Here is an 18,010-nt window from a genome sequence, read left to right on the forward strand (position 1 = left end):
GCGTAGCGACGCTCGCTGAAGCCGCCGATTCCTGCACCGACCTCGGCCGTGATCCCCGTCACGGTTTCCTCGCCATCCGCGATCCGCCGCGCCTCGCTCGACCCCGCACGCTCTGCACCGCGGCCGCCCGCCCCCGTCCATGGGCCGCGCGCAGCTTGACGCCTCCATCGCCGCGCGCCACCTCTTCCCCATGCGTCCCCAACCATTGATCGCAGTCGCCGACGTCGAAGCCAGCAGCCGCTGGTATCAGCGCCTCCTCGGCTGCGAGAGCGACCACGGCGGCCCCGAGTACGAGCGCCTGGTGCACGGCGGGGTCCTGATCCTGCAACTGCACCGCTGGGAGGTCGAACACCACCACGGCGCGATCGGCGACCCAACCGCGCGGCCGTACGGCAACGGCGTTCTGCTGTGGTTCGAGACCGACGCCTTCGACGCCGCAGTCGCCCGCGCCGCAGAGCTGCGCGCCGAGGTCGTCCTCGCGCCGCACGTCAACCCCAACGCCGGCCATCGGGAGATCTGGCTGCGCGACCTGGACGGCTACACCGTCGTCCTCGCCAGCCCGGCCGGCGACCTCGGCTGACCGCGCTCTCGTGGATGTCGCATCGGACATGTCTGATACGACATGTCCCCCAAGGACCTGCGCTCCTCCGCCTCGCGCACGCCCGCGCTCGCACCTCGCACTCGCCCCCAGCCTCTCCCCGATGGACGTCCTCCGCCTCCCTGCGATCCTCATCGTCATGGCCGAGCGGGAGTACCCACTGATGGCGCGCTGCGTGGAGCACGGCTGCATCCTCGTCTCTGCCGGTGAAGTCGGCGACGAGCGCTACGCCGAGCTGCTGCGCGAAGCTGAGGACATGCAGGACCGCGGCCTCGCCACCGCCCACTACCTCGCCCGCGGCTTCCGGATCGCCCTCACCGACGCCGGCCGCCGCCTGCGAGCCGGCCGACCGTAGCAGCCGTCACGGCCCTCGCTCACCGCAGCGCGGTCGACTGCTCGCCCCACACCACGGCCTCGCGGCCGTGACGCCTGCTCTGATCACCGCAGCGCGATCGACTTGCTCGCCCGCGCCCCGTTGCGCTCGTAGGTCACGTTGTAGCTGCGCGTGCTCTCGAGCCCCATGTACAGCCCCAGGGCCGCCATGTCGTCGTCGAGGCGCGCCCCGTTGACCGACACGATCAGGTCGCCCGCGCGAAACCCCAGCGCCGCCAAGGTGCTCCCCGGAGCCACGCGGGTCAGCTTGTAGCCGCCGCGCGCCGGTGAGATCGACGCCTGGCGCTCGAGCTTGCCCGGGTCGGCGACCGCCGCGTCGAACACGCTCTTGTCGAGCGTGCAGCTCGACGTCGACGCGCACTGCACCCCCGTCTTGCCGGCAGGCGTCGACGCGCCCGCCGAACCGCTCGCGCCCGTCGACCCAGTCGTGACCCCGGAGCCTCGGCCGTAGCCGCCGCTGCTCTGCTTCCCCCCGCTCGTCGGCCTCGGCCCGGCGGGCACCCCAGGCGAGGCCCCGCCGGCCCCGCCGCTCGGCACCACCGGCGTCCCGCCGGCCTCACCGTCGCGCGGCCCGGCCGGCAGTCCCCCGTCCTCGCCCGCCAACGACCTGTCCCCCGGAGCCTGTGCCAGGGGACCTGTCCCCGCGGGCATGTCCCCTGCGACCTGTCCCGGCGAACCTGTCCGCGAGCGCAGCAGCTCGGACCACGCCAGCCCGCCGGCGATCCGCAGGTCGATCGAGAAGCCGACCCCGTCGCGGCTCACGGTCACCTGCGCCCCGCGCCCTGACCGTCCCAGCAGACCGGCCGCACGGCCCGGGCTGTCGAGCCGGACCTCGCCGATCGCCTCGATCACGTCGCCCGCGCGCAGCCCTACCAGCTGATACACCGAGCCCGGCACCACCTCGCCGAGTCGGTAGCCGACCTGCGCCCCGCGCTCGAACGCCGGCTCGACCCGCACCCCGCCGGTCCCGCTCGCCAATTCTTCGACCGCCAGCGCGGCCACGAACGCGTCGATCTCGTAGCTCGCCTCGTTCTCGCTGCGCCGGCGCACCCCCGCCGCGATGGCGGCCCGCAGCGGCCCGGGCTCCGCGAGCGTGGCCGCGGCCACCGGCGCGGCCGCGGGCGCCGGCCGGCGATCCGTCAGCGCCTCGCATCCCGACAGCAACAGCACGAGCCACGGCGCAGCACGGAGCACGCCTGGACACTACCTGCCCGGGCCCCCACGCACCACGCCCCGCGTCGGGCGCCGCCCTGCTGTCGGCCCACGACGCCTCACGCGGGCCGCCTCGCCACGCCGGCAATTCCTCGCTCGCCTCCGGATTCGCCCCTCCGCCGTCCCGCGCCATCCCCGCACGCGCTCGATCGGGCTTTATCCGGCCCAGAGAATGCGTCTTCGACGCTCTGGACGAGATCGCGCATGGGTCCTAACCTGTCGGCGGAGGGTCCCGCGTGGTTCACCACAAATTGCGTCGTCTCCGCGTCTACGGCGGCTTCCTCGACAAGCTCGACATCCGCTTCGCCGACGGCCTGAACTGCATCATCGGCGGTCGCGGCAGCGGCAAGACCACCGTCCTCGAGTTCATCCGCCACGCCCTCGACCGCGCCCCGCGTTCGGGCACCTCCGCGGCCAAGGCGGCCGAGGATCGGCTCAAGACCTTGCTCGCCGCCAACCTCGGGACCAGCGGCTACGTCGAGCTCGAGTTCGAGAGCCAGGAGGGCCTCGTCTACCAGATCCGCCGCGGGGCCCACGACGCGCCGCAGGTCACCGACGCCGCCGGCAAGCCGGTCCGGCCCGAGGTGCTCGGCTCCTCGGTGCTCGTCGACGCCGCCATCTTCTCGCACAACCAGATCGAGGACATCGCCCAGAGCCCGGTCGCCCAGCGCGAGCTCATCGACCGCCTGTGCGGCCAGCAGAGCCACGCCATCGAGACCCAGCTGGCGCAGAACACCTCGCGCCTGCGCGAGAACGCGCAGCGGATCATCGCCCTCCACACCCGCCTGCAGGCCGCCCAGCGCGACCTCATCGACCTCTCGAGCTGGGAGAGCAAGCTCGCGGCCGCCAACGCGGCGCTCGGCGAGGGCGGCCTGGCCGACGGGCTGCAGGCCGCAGCCGAGCACAAGGCCCTGCGCGAGCAGGAGAAGGCCGCCCTCGACCGCGTCCGCGCCGCCCTGAGCAAGCTGCGCGGCCTCATCGGCGACACCGTCCTGCCGCAGGTCAAGGCGCTCGCGGCCGCCCTGCCGGAGAGCCTCCTCAAGAGTCCCAACGGACATGTCCTCGCGGACCTGTCCCGAGAGATAGGCCGCAAGATCATCGAGATCGACCTCTACGTCTCCTCGCCGCTCGACAAGCTGGCCCTGCTCGAGCGCTCGGTCGACGACGCCACCGCGGCCCTCGCGGCCGTCCACGCCCCGCAGGAGGCCCGCTACGCCGAGCTCGCGGCCGTGGCCGCCAAGAGCGGGGCCCGCCTGGCCGCCCGCGACGAGGCCGCCCGCGAGGTCATGCGCCTGTCGGCCGGCAAGGGCGCGCTGGGCGAGCTGCAGGCCGAGCTCGACCAGGCCCAGCGGGCCCGCGGCGAGCTGCGCGACGAGCTGCAGCGGCTGCGCGGCGATCGTCACGCCCGCCGCAGCGCCGCCGCCGGCAACGTCAGCGCCCACCTCGGCGGCAAGGTCCGCATCATCCTCGCCGCCGCCGCCGACGTCGTCGCCTACCGCGAATTCCTGGTCGCGGTCATGCGCCGCTCAGGCAAGCAGTACAACGCCCCGATCGAGCGGCTCGTCGCCCAGGTCACCCCTGTCCAGCTCGGTCAGTTCGTCGACCGCGACGATCACGCGGCCCTGGCCGCGACCGCCGAGATCAACCCCGAGTTCGCCGACTCCCTGCTCAAGGCCCTGCGCGAGGCCCCGGACAAGCGGTTCGAGCTCGACGTACTCGAGCTCGAGGACGTCCCGCGCATCGAGCTGCAGGTCCAGGGCGACTGGCGCAGCAGCGACAAGCTGTCGACCGGGCAGAAGAGCGCCGCGATCTTGCCGATCCTCCTCATGGACAGCGAGGCCCCGCTGCTCGTCGACCAGCCCGAGGACAACCTCGACAACAGCTTCATCACCGACGCCATCATCCCGCAGCTGGCGGCCAGCCGCGGCCGGCGTCAGCTCGTCTTCATCACCCACAACCCCAACCTCCCCGTCCTCGGCGAGGCCGCCCAGGTCATCGTCCTCGAGGCTGACGGCCGCAACGCCCGACAGGTCGCGCAGGGCCCCGTCGAGGCGGTGAAGCAGCACATCCTGCGCCTGATGGAGGGCGGCCGCGAGGCGTTCCGGCACCGCCAGCAGCGCTACGAAGTCGCCCCGTAGCCGCGCGTGCCGGCGGCCATTTTTCCAGCCGTGTCGCCGCGCATCGCCTCCATTCCCTCACGACGCCCCGGGCCGGACCGGGCTCACACATCGGCCGGCCCTCACCGACACATCCGGTGCCCGGACTCGCGCGCAACCACGTGCACGACTTGGTCGCTCGGGCGCCGGTGATATAGTCCGCCGCGGATGGTCGCATCGCCGCCGAAGCCCGCCGCGTGTCGCACGTGCGGTCAGAGCTTTCGCGACGACCTCCTGGTGTGCCCCGTCGACGGCGCCGCCTTGCCGCTCGAGGGTCGCCTGCTCGACGGCAAGTTCCGCCTCGACCGGCGCCTCGGCCACGGCGGCATGGCCTCCGTGTGGCAGGCGACCAACGTGTTCGTCGAGCGCACCGTCGCCATCAAGTTGATGCACGCCAGCTACGCCGAGGACGCCGACCTGCTGGCCCGCTTCCGCAACGAGGCCACCGCCGCCGGCCGGATCGGCAGCCCGCACATCTGCGACGTCCTCGACTTCGGCCGCAGCACCATCGGCCCCTACATCGTCATGGAGCTGCTGTCGGGCTGCTCCTTCAGCGACCTGATCGACGCCTACCAGCGGCTGCAGCCCGGCCTCGCGGTGTGGATCGTCCGCCAGGCCCTCGACGGCCTGCACGCGGCCCACCAGGCCGGCATCATCCACCGCGACCTCAAGCCCGAGAACATCTACCTGTGCCGCGCGATCCGTGACCAGTGGCTGGTCAAGCTCATGGACTTCGGGATCTCGAAGTTCAACGACTCGATCCGCACCGGCGCCGGCACCATGATGGGCTCGCCCAACTACATGGCGCCCGAGCAGATCCACGGCGCCGGGGCCGTCGACCGCCGCGCCGACGTGTGGTCGATCGGCGCGATCCTCTACGAGGCGCTCGCCGGCCAGCAGGCGTTCGCGCGCGACACCGTCGCCGACTCCCTGGCCGCCGTCCGCAGCTTCGACCCGCCGCCGGTCCACACCGTCGCGCCCGAGGTCCCGCCCGGCCTGTCCGAGATCGTCTCCCGCTGCCTGCGCAAGCAGCCCGAGCAGCGCTGGCCCTCGGCCGCCGCGCTCGCCGAGGCCCTGCTGCCGTTCGAGCGCCCCGGCCCGCGCACCCGCCTGTTGCCGACCACCCCGATCGGCGACGTCCGCCTCGACGACACCCTCCCGCGCACCGGCGCGGCCCCGCGGGCCCTGGCCGACGGCGAGCCCGCACCTGTCCCGAGCGCCAGGCCGCAGCCGGCCCTGCCCGCGCCCGCCAGGACCTCGGGCGCCTTCCCGCCTGTCCCCAAGGCCAGCTCCGCCGGCTCGTCCGGCGCCCACGCGATCGTCGCCAGGACCACCGGCCCCCAGTCACCTGTCCCCAAGGCCAGCCCCGCCGGTCCCTCGGGTCCGCATTCGCCTGTCCCCAAGAACATCTCCGGCGCCCACCCGCCCGTCGCCAAGAACACCTCGGGCGCCTTCCCGCCGATCCCCAAGAACACCTCCGGCGCCTACCCTCCGGTCCCGCGCAACATCTCCGGCGCCCACCCGCCCGTCGGCGAGAGCCCCTCCGCCGCCCGTGCGCCCAGGACGCCCTCCGGCGCCCACCCGCCCGTCGCCAAGATCACCGCCATCCCCGTCCCCGCCGCGGCCGCCTCGTCCCCCGGCCCTTCGACCCGCGGCAGGACCCGCGCCCAGCCCAGCGATCCGCACCCGGTGCTGATCGTCGTCGCCCTCGCGGCGATCGGCGGTCTGGCGGCCACGATCGCCTGGTTCGTCCTCTGACGCGTGAGCCCCCGCGACGCCGGGGATGCGCGCCGAGGACATGTCCGTGCGCACATGTTCTCCAGGACATGCCCCTTCGGGCATGCCCACAAGACCAGCTTCAGCCGCGGCTCAGCGCCCGACCGGCGGCCGGAAGTCGGCCAGCTCGGTCGCCGGGTCGCCGCCGTCGATCGCCACCAGCGCCGACGCGAACTCGAACACGGTGGTATGGCGGCGGCTCGCCTCGCGGGCGACCGCCTTGAGCGCCACCTCGGCTTGCGCCCGCGTCAGCTTGCCCTCGTCGGCGCGGTACGGGCCGGGGGTGCCCGCGCGTTCCACCGCCGGCGGCGCCCCGGTGGCGCGCGGGCGGTGGCCGGTCAGCAGGTGGATCATCAGCACCCCGAGCGAATAGATGTCCGAGCGGACGGTCGGCTGCTCGCCGCCCACCTGTTCGGGCGACATGTACACCGGGAACACCGTCGACGGTTCGAACACCTCGGCGAGCTCGGGCCGCCACTCTGGGAACGCGCGGCGGTACGCGCGGGCCAGGCCGAAGCCCATCACCAGCACCCGCGGGCGATCGTCCGTCTCGTCCTCCATCGGCTCCTCGCAGAAGCAGTTCTCCGGCTTCAGGTCGCCGTGGACGATCAGCTGCGCGTGGGCGTAGGCCAGCCCGCGGCACACATCGAGCAGCACCGACCGCGCCTCCGGCCATGCCATCGGCCCGTGGTCGGCGATCTTGGTGGCGAGGTCGACGCCCTCGCGCGGGCTCATCGCCTGGAGCACGGTCTGTTCGACGCGGAACGGCAGGTAGCACGAGCCGCCGGTGACGAACTTGTGCATCACGCGGTCGGCCTGGAGATCGGCGCGCAACGTCTGCACCGCCGCCTCGTCGCACGTGTACTGGCGGCTGAACACGCGCACGTTCGACGCGCGGAAGCCCCGGAAGAAGCCGCGATAGATCCGGCCGGTCTCGTTGGCGCAGATCAGGCGCGCGAGCTCGAAGTCGCCGTAGAGGCGCGGCAGCGGCTCCTCGGTCACACCTGCACCATACCGCACGGAGGGCCTGCCGCCCCACCTGCGCGGCTCGCGTAGGGCCCGCGCCAGAACGCGCGCAGACCGTGTTCTCCCGCCCCCGCGCCGTGTCATCGCACCCCGCCCCACGCGCGCGCGCGAGCTCTGCTATCTCCGACGCGCCATGGCCCCCACGACTCGACCGATCCGCAAGCTCCTCTGTGCCAACCGCGGCGAGATCGCGATCCGGGTGTTCCGCGCCGCAACCGAGCTGGGGATCCGCACCGTGGCGATCTTCAGCCACGAAGATCGCGTCCACCTCCACCGCTACAAGGCGGACGAGGCCTACCTGGTCGGCAGGGGCAAGACCCCCGTCGGGGCCTACCTCGACATCGACGCCATCGTCGCCCTCGCCGCCGCCCACGACGTCGACGCCATTCACCCCGGCTACGGCTTCTTGTCGGAGAAGAGCGCCCTCGCGCGCGCCTGTGCGGCCGCCGGCATCGCCTTCGTCGGGCCCTCCGCCGAGGCGCTCGACACCTTCGGCGACAAGACCGCCGCGCGCGCCCTCGCCATCGCCAGCGGCGTCCCCGTCGTCCCCGGCAGCGACGGTCCCGTCCCCGATCTCCCCGCCGCGCGCGCGTTCGCGGCCGCCCACGGCTTCCCGCTGATCGTCAAGGCCGCCATGGGCGGGGGCGGGCGCGGCATGCGGGTCGTCCGCAGCGACGACGAGCTCGACGAGGCGTTCACGCGCGCCGCCAGCGAGGCCAAGGCCGCCTTCGGCGACGGCACCGTCTTCCTCGAGAAGTACATCGGCGCCGCCCGCCACGTCGAGGTGCAGATCCTGGGCGATCGCACCGGCGAGGTCGTGCACCTGTTCGAGCGCGACTGCTCGGTCCAGCGCCGCCACCAGAAGGTCGTCGAGATGGCGCCGGCGCTCGGCCTCTCCGACGAGACGCGCGCCGGCCTGCACGGCGACGCGCTCCGGCTGGCGCGCGCGGTCGGCTACGAGAACGCCGGCACCGTCGAGTTCCTGGTCGATGAGACAGGTCGCCACTACTTCATCGAGGTCAACCCGCGGATCCAGGTCGAGCACACCGTCACCGAGGAGATCACCGGCGTCGATCTCGTGCAGGCGCAGATCCGGATCGCCGGCGGCGCCACCCTCCACGACCTCGGCCTCCATCAGGAGGCGATCGTCGCGCGCGGCCACGCCGTCCAGTGCCGGATCACCACCGAAGATCCCCGGGCCCAGTTCCGCCCCGACACCGGCCGCATCGAGGCCTACCGCTCGGCCAGCGGCATGGGCATCCGCCTCGACGGCGGCTCGGGCTACAGCGGCGCCGTCATCACGCCGCACTACGACTCGCTGCTCGTCAAGGTCACCGCGCGCGGCAACACCTTCGAGGTCGCGCGGCACAAGCTGCTGCGCGCCCTCGCCGAGTTCCGGATCCGCGGCGTCAAGACCAACATCCCCTTCCTTCAGAACGTCCTCACCCACCCCAAGTTCGTCGCCGGCGACATCACCACCGGCTTCGTCGACGGCACTTCCGAGCTGTTCGACCTGCCCACCCGACGCAACCGCGCCCAGCGGCTGCTCCGCTTCCTCGCCGAGGTCGCGGTCAACGGCCCCACCACCCCGTGGGCCACCACCAACCCGCCCGCGCGCATCGACCCCGAGATCCCCGACACCCGCGAAGGCGCCCGCCTGTCCGGCTGGCGCGACCTCCTGCGCGAGAAGGGCCCCAAGGCCTTCGCCGCGGCCGTGCGCGCCCACCCCGGCCTGCTCCTCACCGACACCACCTGGCGCGACGCCCATCAATCGCTGCTCGCCACCCGCGTCCGCACCATCGACCTCCTCGCCATCGCCCCGGCGACCGCCCGCGTGCTCGCCCCGGCCTTCAGCCTCGAGATGTGGGGCGGTGCCACCTTCGACGTCGCCCTCCGCTTCCTCCGCGAAGATCCGTGGGACCGCCTCGAGCGCCTGCGCGCGCTCGTCCCCAACATCCCGTTCCAGATGCTGCTGCGCGGCGCCAACGCCGTCGGCTACACCAACTACCCCGACAACGTCGTGCGCCGGTTCGTCCGCCTCTCGGCCGAGCGCGGCGTCGACGTGTTCCGGATCTTCGACTGCCTCAACTACACCGAGAACCTCAAGCTCGGCGTCGACGCCGTCGGCGAGGCCGGCGGCGTGATCGAGGCCGCGCTCTGCTACACCGGCGACGTCGCCGACCCCGGGCGCACCAAGTACTCGCTGCAGTACTACGTCGACCTCGCCGGCAAGCTGGTCGAGATGGGCACCCACGTGCTCGCCATCAAGGACATGGCCGGCCTCCTGCGCCCGCGCGCCGCCATGATGCTGGTCGAGGCCCTGCGCGCCGCCCACCCCGACGTCCCGATCCACGTCCACACCCACGACACCGCCGGAACCGGCGTCGCCTCCATGCTCGCCGCCTCGGCGGCCGGCGCCGACATCGTCGACGCGGCGATCACCGCCATGGCCGGCGTCACCTCGCAGCCGGCCCTCGGGGCCCTCGTCGCCGCGCTCCAAGGCAGCGAGCGCGACACCGGCCTCTCGATCGCCGACCTCCAGCCGCTCGGCAACTACTGGGAGCAGGCGCGCGGCCTCTACGCCCCGTTCGAGGCCGGCAACCTCAGCGGCAGCGCCGACGTGTACCTGCACGAGATGCCCGGCGGCCAGCTCACCAACCTGCAGTTCCAGGCCAACGCCCTCGGCCTCGCCTCGCGCTGGCCCGCGATCAAGCGGGCCTACGCGGCCGCCAACCGCCTGCTCGGCGACGTCATCAAGGTCACCCCGTCCTCCAAGGTCGTCGGCGACCTGGCCCAGTTCATGGTCCAGAACGACCTCGACGAGGCCGCAGTGCAGGCGCAGGCGGACACCCTGTCGTTCCCCAGCTCCGTCGTCGAGTTCTTCCAGGGCCACCTCGGCCAGCCCTACGGCGGCTTCCCCGAGCCGCTGCGCACCAAGGTCTTGCGCGGCCGTCCCAGCTTCGACGGCCGCCCCGGCGCCGCCCTGCCCGACCTCGACTTCGACGCCCTCACCGCCGAGCTACGCAAGCTCACCAGCATGCCGCTGCGCGACGTCGACGTCGTCTCGGCCGCGCTCTACCCGGGCGTGTTCCGCGACTACCTCGCGTTCCGCACCCAGTTCGCCGACGTCTCGCGCCTGCCGACGCGGGCCTTCTTCGCCCCGCTGCCGGTCGGCGAGGAGCTCAGCGTGGAGATCGAGCAAGGCAAGACGCTGATCGTGCGCATGAAGGCGGTCGGCGAGCTCGGCCCCGACGGCCAGCGCGACGTGTTCTTCGAGCTCAACGGCCAGCCGCGCTCGCTGCGGATCCCCGACAAGTCGGCCACCCAGACCGTCAAGCAGCGCGAGCGCGCCGCCCCCGACGACCCGGCCGCCGTCGCCGCGCCCATGCCCGGCGCGGTCACCGAGCTGCGCGCCGCCGTCGGCGACAAGGTGGCCGCCGGTGCCCCCCTGATCGTCCTCTCCGCCATGAAGATGGAGACCGTCGTCGCCGCCCCGCATCCCGGCGTCCTCCGCCGCTTCGCCGTCGCCGTCGGCGACAACCTCGACGCCGGCGACCTCCTGCTGATCCTCGCCCCGGCATGACCTTCAGGACATGCTCTCAGCAGCATGTCCTCTCACCCATGTCTCTCCGGACATGCCCCATCGTCCGGATGCGCCCGGCTGGTCTCAGCAGCCGGCCTTCCGGCTCACCTTTTTGAACACGTTCGGACCGTGGCGCCGCACGATCTCGGCGTCCATCACCTCGTTGTAGCCGCGCGCGTGCTCGGCGATCGCATCGTCGATGACGCAGCCTGCGACCTCGTGCAGCGTCACCTTGTACTGCTCCCGCAAGATCCGGGCGTACTCGTAGCGGCACGCCGCGGGGTAGCCGTACGTCTCGATCCCCAGCTCGTTCCTGGCGATGGCCGCCTGCGCGTGGCGCTTGCCTCGCTCGTACGCGTCGTCCGCCAGCGACTCGACCTGCTTCACCGGCCCGTCCTGCGCCACGTCGCCGGCGACCACCGGGGGTAGCGCGTCCGCGGTCGAGTCGTCCACATCGCCGGTCCCGCCGGTCTCCTGCACCGCGCTCGGCACCTGGCGTCCGCTCGACGGCTCTTGCAACGGCTCGTCCGGCACGCGAATCCGCGGCGGTGGTTCGTGCGCGGTACATGCGAGCGACATCAGGACGACGAGCAGCAGCGAGCTCCGCATGGTCCCAGTGTACGCCCCGCTCCGGCGGGCGATCCGACCGCGCTCCTCCCGCGCTCTGCACGCACGCCCCACCCGCCCACCGGCGACTCGTAGTCGCTCACCCCCGCCGCTGCGCCGCCATCGTCCTCGAACCCGCCGCTCGAGTCACGCTGTTCCATGTCTCTTCAGACATGACTTTTCGAGCATGTCCGAATCGCCATGTCATTCCTGCATCCTGGAGCCGGAGCGCGTCCCTGTCCATCTGCCGCGCGATGGCCCCGACCGCGAGCGAACGCGTGCGTCCACCGGGCCGCATCCGGCGCCCCCGCAACACCGCGCGGACCTGCGCCCCACTTCATCGCCCCCGCTTCGCCTCGCCCCGCGGTATCGTTCCCCGCGGTGGACACCACCGTCACCGCCTGGGGCCTGTGGGACTGCACGCGCTGCGGGCAGAAGGACATCAGCGGCCGGGACAAGCGCTGCCCCTCGTGCGGCGACCCGCGCGAGCAGCACGAGCTCGACGCCATGCGGCCGCCGGACGACGCCGCCTTCGACGGCGCCGCCATCTCCGACCCCGACGACCTCGCGCTCGCCCACGACGGCCCCGACTGGTCCTGCCGTTACTGCGGCTCCAACAACCGCGCCTCCTCGGCGACCTGCGACAGCTGCGGCGGCGGGCGCGAGGGCCAGCCGCCGCCGCCGAAGCCGACCCCGCCGCCTCCGTCCGGCTTCCTGCAGCGCCTGCTCGCCTCGTGGTCCTCGCATCGGCGCCGCTGGATCGTCGGCCTCTGTCTCGTCTTCTTCGCCGGCCTCGTCGCCTGGTGCACCGTCGATCACGAGTACCAGGGCAAGGTCGTCGGCCTCCACTGGACGCACACCACCACCTTGCAGCGCTGGCAGAACGTCAACCGCGGCGACTGGAAGGCCGCCGTCCGGGAGCGCGCCGAGGTCCCGCCGCGAGCCGGCCGCGGCGAGGTCGCCGGCGTCGCAGTCACCGGCTGCCGCGAGAAGCACCACCACGACGAGTCCTACGCCTGCGGCACCGAGAACTACCAGGCCAGCGAGTCCTACTCGTGCGGCTCCACCCAGTCGTGCAGCACCCGCAACAACGGCAACGGCTCGTTCAGCCGCACCTGCACCAGCGTGCCCAAGACCTGCACGCGCTCCGTCACCCGCACGCGAACCAAGTACTGCTCGCGCCCGATCTACGCCACCTGGTGCGACTACGTCACCCAGGCCTGGGTCGACGCGGACCGCACGGTCGTCCGCGGCGACGGCCACGACGGCCTGCGCTTCGCCGAGATCGCCACCAGCGGCGACCGCGAGCGCACCGTCCAGGACGGCAGCTACGCCGTCGTGTTCGCCTACGGCGACGAGGGCGAGATCTACACCCGCGACACCCCGAGGGCCGAGTACGACGGCTGGCAGGCCGGCGAGCCCGTCCTCGTCAGCGTCGACCACCTCCACGGCCCCACCGGCGTCCGCCGCCCGACCGACCCCGAGCCCTGAAGTCATGTCCTCGAGGGCATGTCCGTCAAGACATGCCTCCGAGACCATGCCCTTCTCACCATGTCTCCATGGACATGGCCCTCAGGACACACGAAATTTGGGACCGCTAGCGACGCGGTCAGCGGCCGACAGGCGAATGCCGCTACGGATCGCAGCCGATCCGCTCCCCGGCCAGCGCGACATCATCGAAATACAGCGTCATCATCTGACCGCCGTAGCTCTCCCACCCGAGCTTGAAGTCGACCAGCGACGGCTGCCAGTCGGGCTTGTTCAGCCACTGCTGGTCGACGTCCGGCGTCGGTTCGCCGTCGATCACCAGCCCCGGCACCTCCGTCCCGTCGACCCACGTCGTCAGCGCGGGCGCGGCCGAATCCACTAAAAACTCCACGCACGTCCAGGCGCCAGGTGTCGGCGCCACGCTGAGGGCGATCCCCGCCGGGCTCAACGCCGGCAGCGTCGCGTCGTCCGACTCGCGGTTCCACATCAGGATCGTCGACTGCCCGCCCATGCGCAGGTCCTTGCCCCCGCCGTCGGCGCTGTCGCGCAGCGTCACGAACGTCACGTGGCCTTGCCCGAGCGCGGCCTCGAAGCGGACCCACAGCCGCCCGTACACCTGCGGCCCGATCGCCGCGATCGCCTCCGTGTTGGCGACGAACACGTGATCGCAGTACCCGCCCCCGCCGTCGACGCGCAGCGACTGCCCGCCCGTGTGGGCCACCGCCCCGTCGATCGCCAGCGTCCCGGTCCCGCTGCAATTCGGCGACGTCACCGTCCACAGCGACGGATCCGGCACCCCGCCCGCGGCCACCGATTCGAAATCGTCGCACAGCGGCAGATCGGCGCACCCCTCGACCGGCGCCCCCGTGGTGCTCGCGTCCGTCGTCCCAGTCGTCTCGCTCGTCGTCGCCGCGGCAGTCGTCGCCTCCGACGTCGTCGTCGGCCCCGTCGACGTCGGCGTGCCCGTGCTCGTGCTCGTGCTCGTGCTCGTGTCCGGCTCGGGCGTCGTCGTGCCCGTCGTCGTCCCTGCGCTCATCCCCTCGCTCGCGCTGTCGGCCGGCTCCTGCCCGCAGGCAGTCAGCGCCGGCAGCAGCCATCCCATCGCTCGCGCCGCGCGTCCAAGCCCACGTGCCCGCTCTCGCGCCACCTGCAGTGTCCCGGGTGTCTCCGCCATCCGCCGCATGGTACCTGCCCGGCGCCCATCCACGGACTTCCGCGCACGCAGAGTCGGGCCGCCGGTGTATCGTCGCTCCGTGTCGCCCTCACGCCTCTTCTGCAGCCTCACCGGTCTCGCGCTCCTCCACGCCTGCGGCGACGCTATCAACGCCACCGACGGGCAGACCGGAGGAGCTGTCTCTTCGGACACCTCCACGACCACCGGCGCTGCCCCGAGCACCGGCGCGCCGACGACCACCACCACCTCCACCGGCACCGACGGCGAGACGACGACCACCACCAGCACCACCACGACCAGCGGTCCCATCACCGAGGGCGTCAAGCTCGACGTCGGCTTCGGCACCACCGGCGATCCGCCCCCCGTCGATCGCTGCAAGGTCCAGGGCGAGGACGCCGTCGGCGAGTGCGAGATGGAGGCCCCGCCGGACAGCTTCATGCCCGCCGTCCAGTGGGCCTTCGCCGGCCAGGACGGCGAGGTCCACGCCGTCGCCACCCCGCTCGTCGCCAACATGACCGACGACAACGGCGACGGCGTCATCGACCTGTGCGACGTCCCCGACGTCGTCGTCCCGCTCTACGGCAACGCCCAGTCCGACGGCCACATCTACATCCTCGACGGCCTCACCGGCGCCGTGAACCTCAAGATCCCCGACATCATCGACGGCTACGCCAACCCCGCGATCGGCGACATCGACGGCGACGGCCTGCCCGAGATCGTCACGATCCGCAGCGAGGTCGACAACATCATCAACGGCCACGCGATCGCCTTCGAGCACGACGGCACCTTCAAGTGGGAGAGCCCGGTCGTGTTCGACGCCTGGCAGGTCGCCGTCGCCCTCGCCGACCTCGACGCCGACGGCGACGTCGAGATCATGGCCGGCCGCGCCGTCCTCGATCACCTCGGCGACCAGATCTTCCTCGGCAACAGCAACGGCGCGATCGACATCCCGTTCGCCGCCGACCTCGACGGCGACGGCGACCTCGAGGTCCTGCAGGGCGGCGACGCCTTCCACCACGACGGCAGCGTCCACTACAACACGTCGGTCGCCATCGCCCACCCGCAGGTCGGCAACTTCGACGACGACCCCGAGCCGGAGGTCTTGCTGGCCGGCTTCAGCGGCCTGACGCTGCTCGAGCACGACGGCACCATCGTCTACCAGGACCAGAACCCCAGCGGCGACGCCTCGTGGTGGCGCCCGGCCGCGATCCACGACGTCGACGGCGACGGCGCGGCCGAGATCCTCGTCAGCTCCAACCAGCACTACAACATCTACCGCCCCGACCTCAGCCTGCTGTGGACCGCCTCCGTGCAGGACAACAGCGGCTACGCGGCCGGCACCGCCTTCGACTTCATCGGCGCCGGCTACGCCCAGGCGATGTACGCCGACGAGAACTTCCTGTTCGTCTACGGCGAGGGCGGCGCGGTCCTGCTGTCGAGCCCGCGGTCCTCGTGGACGCAGGCCGAGAACCCCGTCGTCGCCGACGTCGACGACGACGGCTCGGCCGAGATCGTCGTCGTCTCCAACGGCGGCCAGCAGCCCGCCGTCCAGGTCGTCCGCGACGTCGAGGACCGGTGGATCCAGGCCCGCAGGATCTGGAACCAGCACGCCTACCACGTCACCAACGTGCGCGAGGACGGCACCATCCCGCAGCACCAGATCCCGTCCTGGCAGGCCCTCAACACCTTCCGCACCAACGCCCAGATCGAAGGCGGCGCCGTCTGCATGCCCGACCCGCCGGGCTGACGCGTGGCTGTCACGAAAGCCATGTCCTCGAGGACATGCGCATCCGGGCATGTCCGATCGGGCATAGGATCCCGGCCCGCGCCGCGAACCCCCTACCAGCTCACGTGGTACGTGCAGGTCGGCGCGCCCTCGTCCTGGCAGCCGTCGGCGCCGTGCTCGATCAGCGGCTTCACCCCGTAGCGGGCGCAGCAGCCCTCGATGATGCCGATGTTGAACGGGCACAGGCCGCGCTGCGTGCGGACGATCGTCGCGCTGTAGTCGTCCTCGATCGTGCAGAAGATGTCGCCGACGTCGCCGCCGCGGGTGTTGAGCTTGAACGCCGCGCCGAGGCTCATCAGCACCTTCTGCACGCTGTCGATGCCCGGCGGGAACGGGGCCGCCTCGATCATCTTGCGGCCGACGTTGATGACCGCCGCCCGGCCGACCTTCTCGCCGATCCGGTAGTAGATCGCGCTCGCCCACTCGTAGTCGTACCAGCGCTCCGGATCGATCCGGCTCACCCCGGCGTCGTGCAGGATCTTCTGCACCACGCTGTTCGCCTCGCCGAACGCGAGTACGAACGAATTCAAGGCCGCCCCGTAGTACTCCGGCTTCGCCACGCTCATCGGCCGCCAGTATCGACCGACGGTCGGGGCGCTCCAATCAGGGCCCCCGCGCTCTCCATGAGACGAGGGCGGCGCGCGACGCGGCGCGTCCGCGGGCGCCGACCGTCACACCTCGGTGATGCGTCCGTTCACGGCCACGAAGCAGCGCACCTCGAGCGCCGCCGCCTGGGCCTTGCGCTCGGCCGACAGCGGGCCCTCCGAGATCAACCAGACATGTCCTTTCGGCCATGCTGTTTCGGACAGCCTGGCGCGCGCGGTCTTGACGAGCGCCGCCATCCGCGTCGGGTCGAGGTCGGCGTCGCGCCCGGCGCACAGCACCGCCAGCCCTGGCGACGTGCGGTGCAGGCGACGGCTCACGGCCAGCGCGCCGAGGCCGAGGCCGCCGAGCGTGTAGCCGGCCACCGAGCGGACCGCCGGCCCGCCCGCGGCGCTCTCGGCCCTGGCCGGGCGCGGCGCAGTCAGCAGCACCAGCGCCGCCGCCCCCAGACCGAGCGCGCCGGACAGCCCCAAACCACGGGCGGCGCGGCGCGGGATCCGGGCGCACAACTCGTCGACGGACAGCGCGACCTCCTGCGGCTCGTCGTCGAGCGGGACGCGGGCGCACAGCCACGGGATGCAGCGCTCGCGGGTAAAGACCCTCGACATGCCCTCGATCTACCCGATCTGGCCGCCGTCTTCATGGGGATCGTGCCGACGTCGCCGCGCCCGACGGACGCGCGGCCGTCGCCGTCCGCCGACCTCGCTCGACCACCGACGCGAATCACATGTCCTTGAAGACATGCTCGAACATACAGGCAACCTGACGTCCCCCGCGCGCCGGCCGGTCCAGCGCCAGCTCCGGCCCCTCGCCGGGATCACGGCCTTTCGTCCGCCCCGGGCCGTCCCACCGCTTCCGGCGCGCCGCCGTTCGTGCTAGCCGGAAGCGCGCATGTTCCCTCGCCTCCTTGCGCTCGCGTTCGCCAGCGCCGCGTGCGCTCCGTCCGTCTCCAAGCCCATGCCGCCGTCCGCGCCCGCCCCCTCCGCGCCCGCCCCCTCTGCTGCGCACCCCGACATCGTCCAGGCCGGCGACCCGGTGTTGCGCAGCCGCGCTGCCGAGCTTGCGGTCGAGCGGATCCCCACGCCGGAGATCCAGGAGCTCGTCGACCGCATGATCGCGACCATGCGAGCGGCCCCGGGCGTGGGTCTGGCGGCGCCGCAGCTCGGCGTCCCGCTGCGGATCCTCGTGCTCGAGGACCGGGCCGAACTCATGGCTCGCCTCACGCCGGCCGAGCTGCGCGAGCGCGAGCGCGTCGAGCTGCCGGTGCACGTGTTCATCAACCCGGTGCTGCGGCCGATCGGCGACGACAGGCGGACCTTCTTCGAGGGGTGCCTCAGCGTCCACGGCTACACCGCGCTGGTCGAGCGTCACGCCGAGGTCGAGGTCACCGGCCTCGACCGACGCGGCCAGCCGCAGACCCTGCGGGTGCGCGGCTGGCCCGCCCGGATCCTGCAACACGAAGTCGACCACCTCGACGGCACCCTCTACGTCGACCGCATGTTGACGCGCTCCTTCTCCACCGGTGAAACGGCCCGGGCGCGCCACGCCGGCCGGCCGATCGCCGACATCCTCGGCGAATTCTCCCGCTGAGCCGCCTGCACGCGCGAGT

The 18,010-nt window shown here is 72.4% G+C and carries 14 protein-coding genes; 8 read left to right on the forward strand and 6 right to left on the reverse strand.

Translation table 11 applies throughout. From position 1 onward, the window contains the following. Positions 1-190 precede the first annotated feature (190 nt). Positions 191-580 carry a VOC family protein gene (locus OV090_RS29435; RefSeq protein ID WP_267707956.1) on the forward strand — a complete coding sequence of 130 codons (390 nt, stop codon included), beginning with the start codon at positions 191-193 and terminating at the stop codon, positions 578-580. Between the two features lie 121 nt (positions 581-701). After that, a complete protein-coding gene (locus tag OV090_RS29440) occupies positions 702-953 on the forward strand; it encodes a hypothetical protein (protein WP_267707957.1) in 252 nt (83 codons plus the stop codon). Between the two features lie 83 nt (positions 954-1,036). On the opposite strand, the gene OV090_RS29445 is transcribed toward OV090_RS29440, so the two are convergent. Next, complete coding sequence (locus OV090_RS29445) at positions 1,037-2,185, reverse strand: hypothetical protein (RefSeq protein ID WP_267707958.1); 1,149 nt, start codon at positions 2,183-2,185, stop codon at positions 1,037-1,039. A gap of 254 nt (positions 2,186-2,439) precedes the next feature. Between OV090_RS29445 and OV090_RS29450 the strand changes: the two genes are divergently transcribed. Beyond that, complete coding sequence (locus OV090_RS29450; protein ID WP_267707959.1) at positions 2,440-4,341, forward strand: AAA family ATPase; 1,902 nt, start codon at positions 2,440-2,442, stop codon at positions 4,339-4,341. Between the two features lie 186 nt (positions 4,342-4,527). Continuing rightward, positions 4,528-6,117: a serine/threonine protein kinase gene (locus tag OV090_RS29455; protein WP_267707960.1), complete on the forward strand. Its 1,590-nt coding sequence runs from the start codon at positions 4,528-4,530 to the stop codon at positions 6,115-6,117. A gap of 111 nt (positions 6,118-6,228) precedes the next feature. Here the strand turns inward: OV090_RS29455 and OV090_RS29460 are convergent, their stop codons facing one another. Continuing rightward, a complete protein-coding gene (locus OV090_RS29460; RefSeq protein WP_267707961.1) occupies positions 6,229-7,137 on the reverse strand; it encodes a protein kinase in 909 nt (302 codons plus the stop codon). A 157-nt stretch (positions 7,138-7,294) separates the two neighbouring features. On the opposite strand from OV090_RS29460, the gene pyc reads away from it, so the two are divergent. Then, a complete protein-coding gene (gene pyc, locus OV090_RS29465; RefSeq protein ID WP_267707962.1) occupies positions 7,295-10,744 on the forward strand; it encodes a pyruvate carboxylase in 3,450 nt (1,149 codons plus the stop codon). Between the two features lie 84 nt (positions 10,745-10,828). On the opposite strand, the gene OV090_RS29470 is transcribed toward pyc, so the two are convergent. Then, the gene (locus OV090_RS29470) at positions 10,829-11,353 is read right to left on the reverse strand and encodes a hypothetical protein (protein ID WP_267707963.1); all 525 of its coding nucleotides are present in this window, start codon (positions 11,351-11,353) and stop codon (positions 10,829-10,831) included. 378 nt (positions 11,354-11,731) lie between these two features. Here OV090_RS29470 and OV090_RS29475 point away from each other — a divergent pair, with 378 nt between their 5' ends. Beyond that, positions 11,732-12,841 carry a hypothetical protein gene (locus tag OV090_RS29475; RefSeq protein ID WP_267707964.1) on the forward strand — a complete coding sequence of 370 codons (1,110 nt, stop codon included), beginning with the start codon at positions 11,732-11,734 and terminating at the stop codon, positions 12,839-12,841. Positions 12,842-12,983: 142 nt separating this feature from the next. On the opposite strand, the gene OV090_RS29480 is transcribed toward OV090_RS29475, so the two are convergent. Beyond that, positions 12,984-13,940 (reverse strand): hypothetical protein, encoded by a 957-nt coding sequence (locus tag OV090_RS29480; RefSeq protein WP_267707965.1) that lies wholly within the window; start codon positions 13,938-13,940, stop codon positions 12,984-12,986. A 151-nt stretch (positions 13,941-14,091) separates the two neighbouring features. Between OV090_RS29480 and OV090_RS29485 the strand changes: the two genes are divergently transcribed. Further along, entirely contained in the window at positions 14,092-15,759 is a 1,668-nt protein-coding gene (locus OV090_RS29485; RefSeq protein WP_267707966.1) for a VCBS repeat-containing protein, read from the forward strand. A gap of 92 nt (positions 15,760-15,851) precedes the next feature. On the opposite strand, the gene OV090_RS29490 is transcribed toward OV090_RS29485, so the two are convergent. Then, positions 15,852-16,364, reverse strand: a complete 513-nt coding sequence (locus tag OV090_RS29490; RefSeq protein WP_267707967.1) for a hypothetical protein — start codon at positions 16,362-16,364, stop codon at positions 15,852-15,854. Between the two features lie 105 nt (positions 16,365-16,469). Then, the gene (locus OV090_RS29495; protein ID WP_267707968.1) at positions 16,470-17,009 is read right to left on the reverse strand and encodes a hypothetical protein; all 540 of its coding nucleotides are present in this window, start codon (positions 17,007-17,009) and stop codon (positions 16,470-16,472) included. Between the two features lie 283 nt (positions 17,010-17,292). On the opposite strand from OV090_RS29495, the gene def reads away from it, so the two are divergent. Then, complete coding sequence (gene def, locus OV090_RS29500; protein WP_267707969.1) at positions 17,293-17,991, forward strand: peptide deformylase; 699 nt, start codon at positions 17,293-17,295, stop codon at positions 17,989-17,991. Positions 17,992-18,010: the final 19 nt, after the last annotated feature.

This window comes from Nannocystis sp. RBIL2, from assembly GCF_026626745.1.
Taxonomy (GTDB): domain Bacteria; phylum Myxococcota_A; class Polyangia; order Nannocystales; family Nannocystaceae; genus Nannocystis.

Coding starts and splice junctions, on each gene's coding strand:
- OV090_RS29470 (WP_267707963.1), bottom strand. CDS start 11,353: ATGCGGAGCTCGCTGCTGCTCGTCGTCCTGATGTCGCTCGCATGTACC.
- OV090_RS29440 (WP_267707957.1), top strand. CDS start 702: ATGGACGTCCTCCGCCTCCCTGCGATCCTCATCGTCATGGCCGAGCGG.
- pyc (WP_267707962.1), top strand. CDS start 7,295: ATGGCCCCCACGACTCGACCGATCCGCAAGCTCCTCTGTGCCAACCGC.
- OV090_RS29435 (WP_267707956.1), top strand. CDS start 191: ATGCGTCCCCAACCATTGATCGCAGTCGCCGACGTCGAAGCCAGCAGC.
- def (WP_267707969.1), top strand. CDS start 17,293: ATGTTCCCTCGCCTCCTTGCGCTCGCGTTCGCCAGCGCCGCGTGCGCT.
- OV090_RS29455 (WP_267707960.1), top strand. CDS start 4,528: ATGGTCGCATCGCCGCCGAAGCCCGCCGCGTGTCGCACGTGCGGTCAG.
- OV090_RS29490 (WP_267707967.1), bottom strand. CDS start 16,364: ATGAGCGTGGCGAAGCCGGAGTACTACGGGGCGGCCTTGAATTCGTTC.
- OV090_RS29495 (WP_267707968.1), bottom strand. CDS start 17,009: ATGTCGAGGGTCTTTACCCGCGAGCGCTGCATCCCGTGGCTGTGCGCC.
- OV090_RS29480 (WP_267707965.1), bottom strand. CDS start 13,940: ATGGGATGGCTGCTGCCGGCGCTGACTGCCTGCGGGCAGGAGCCGGCC.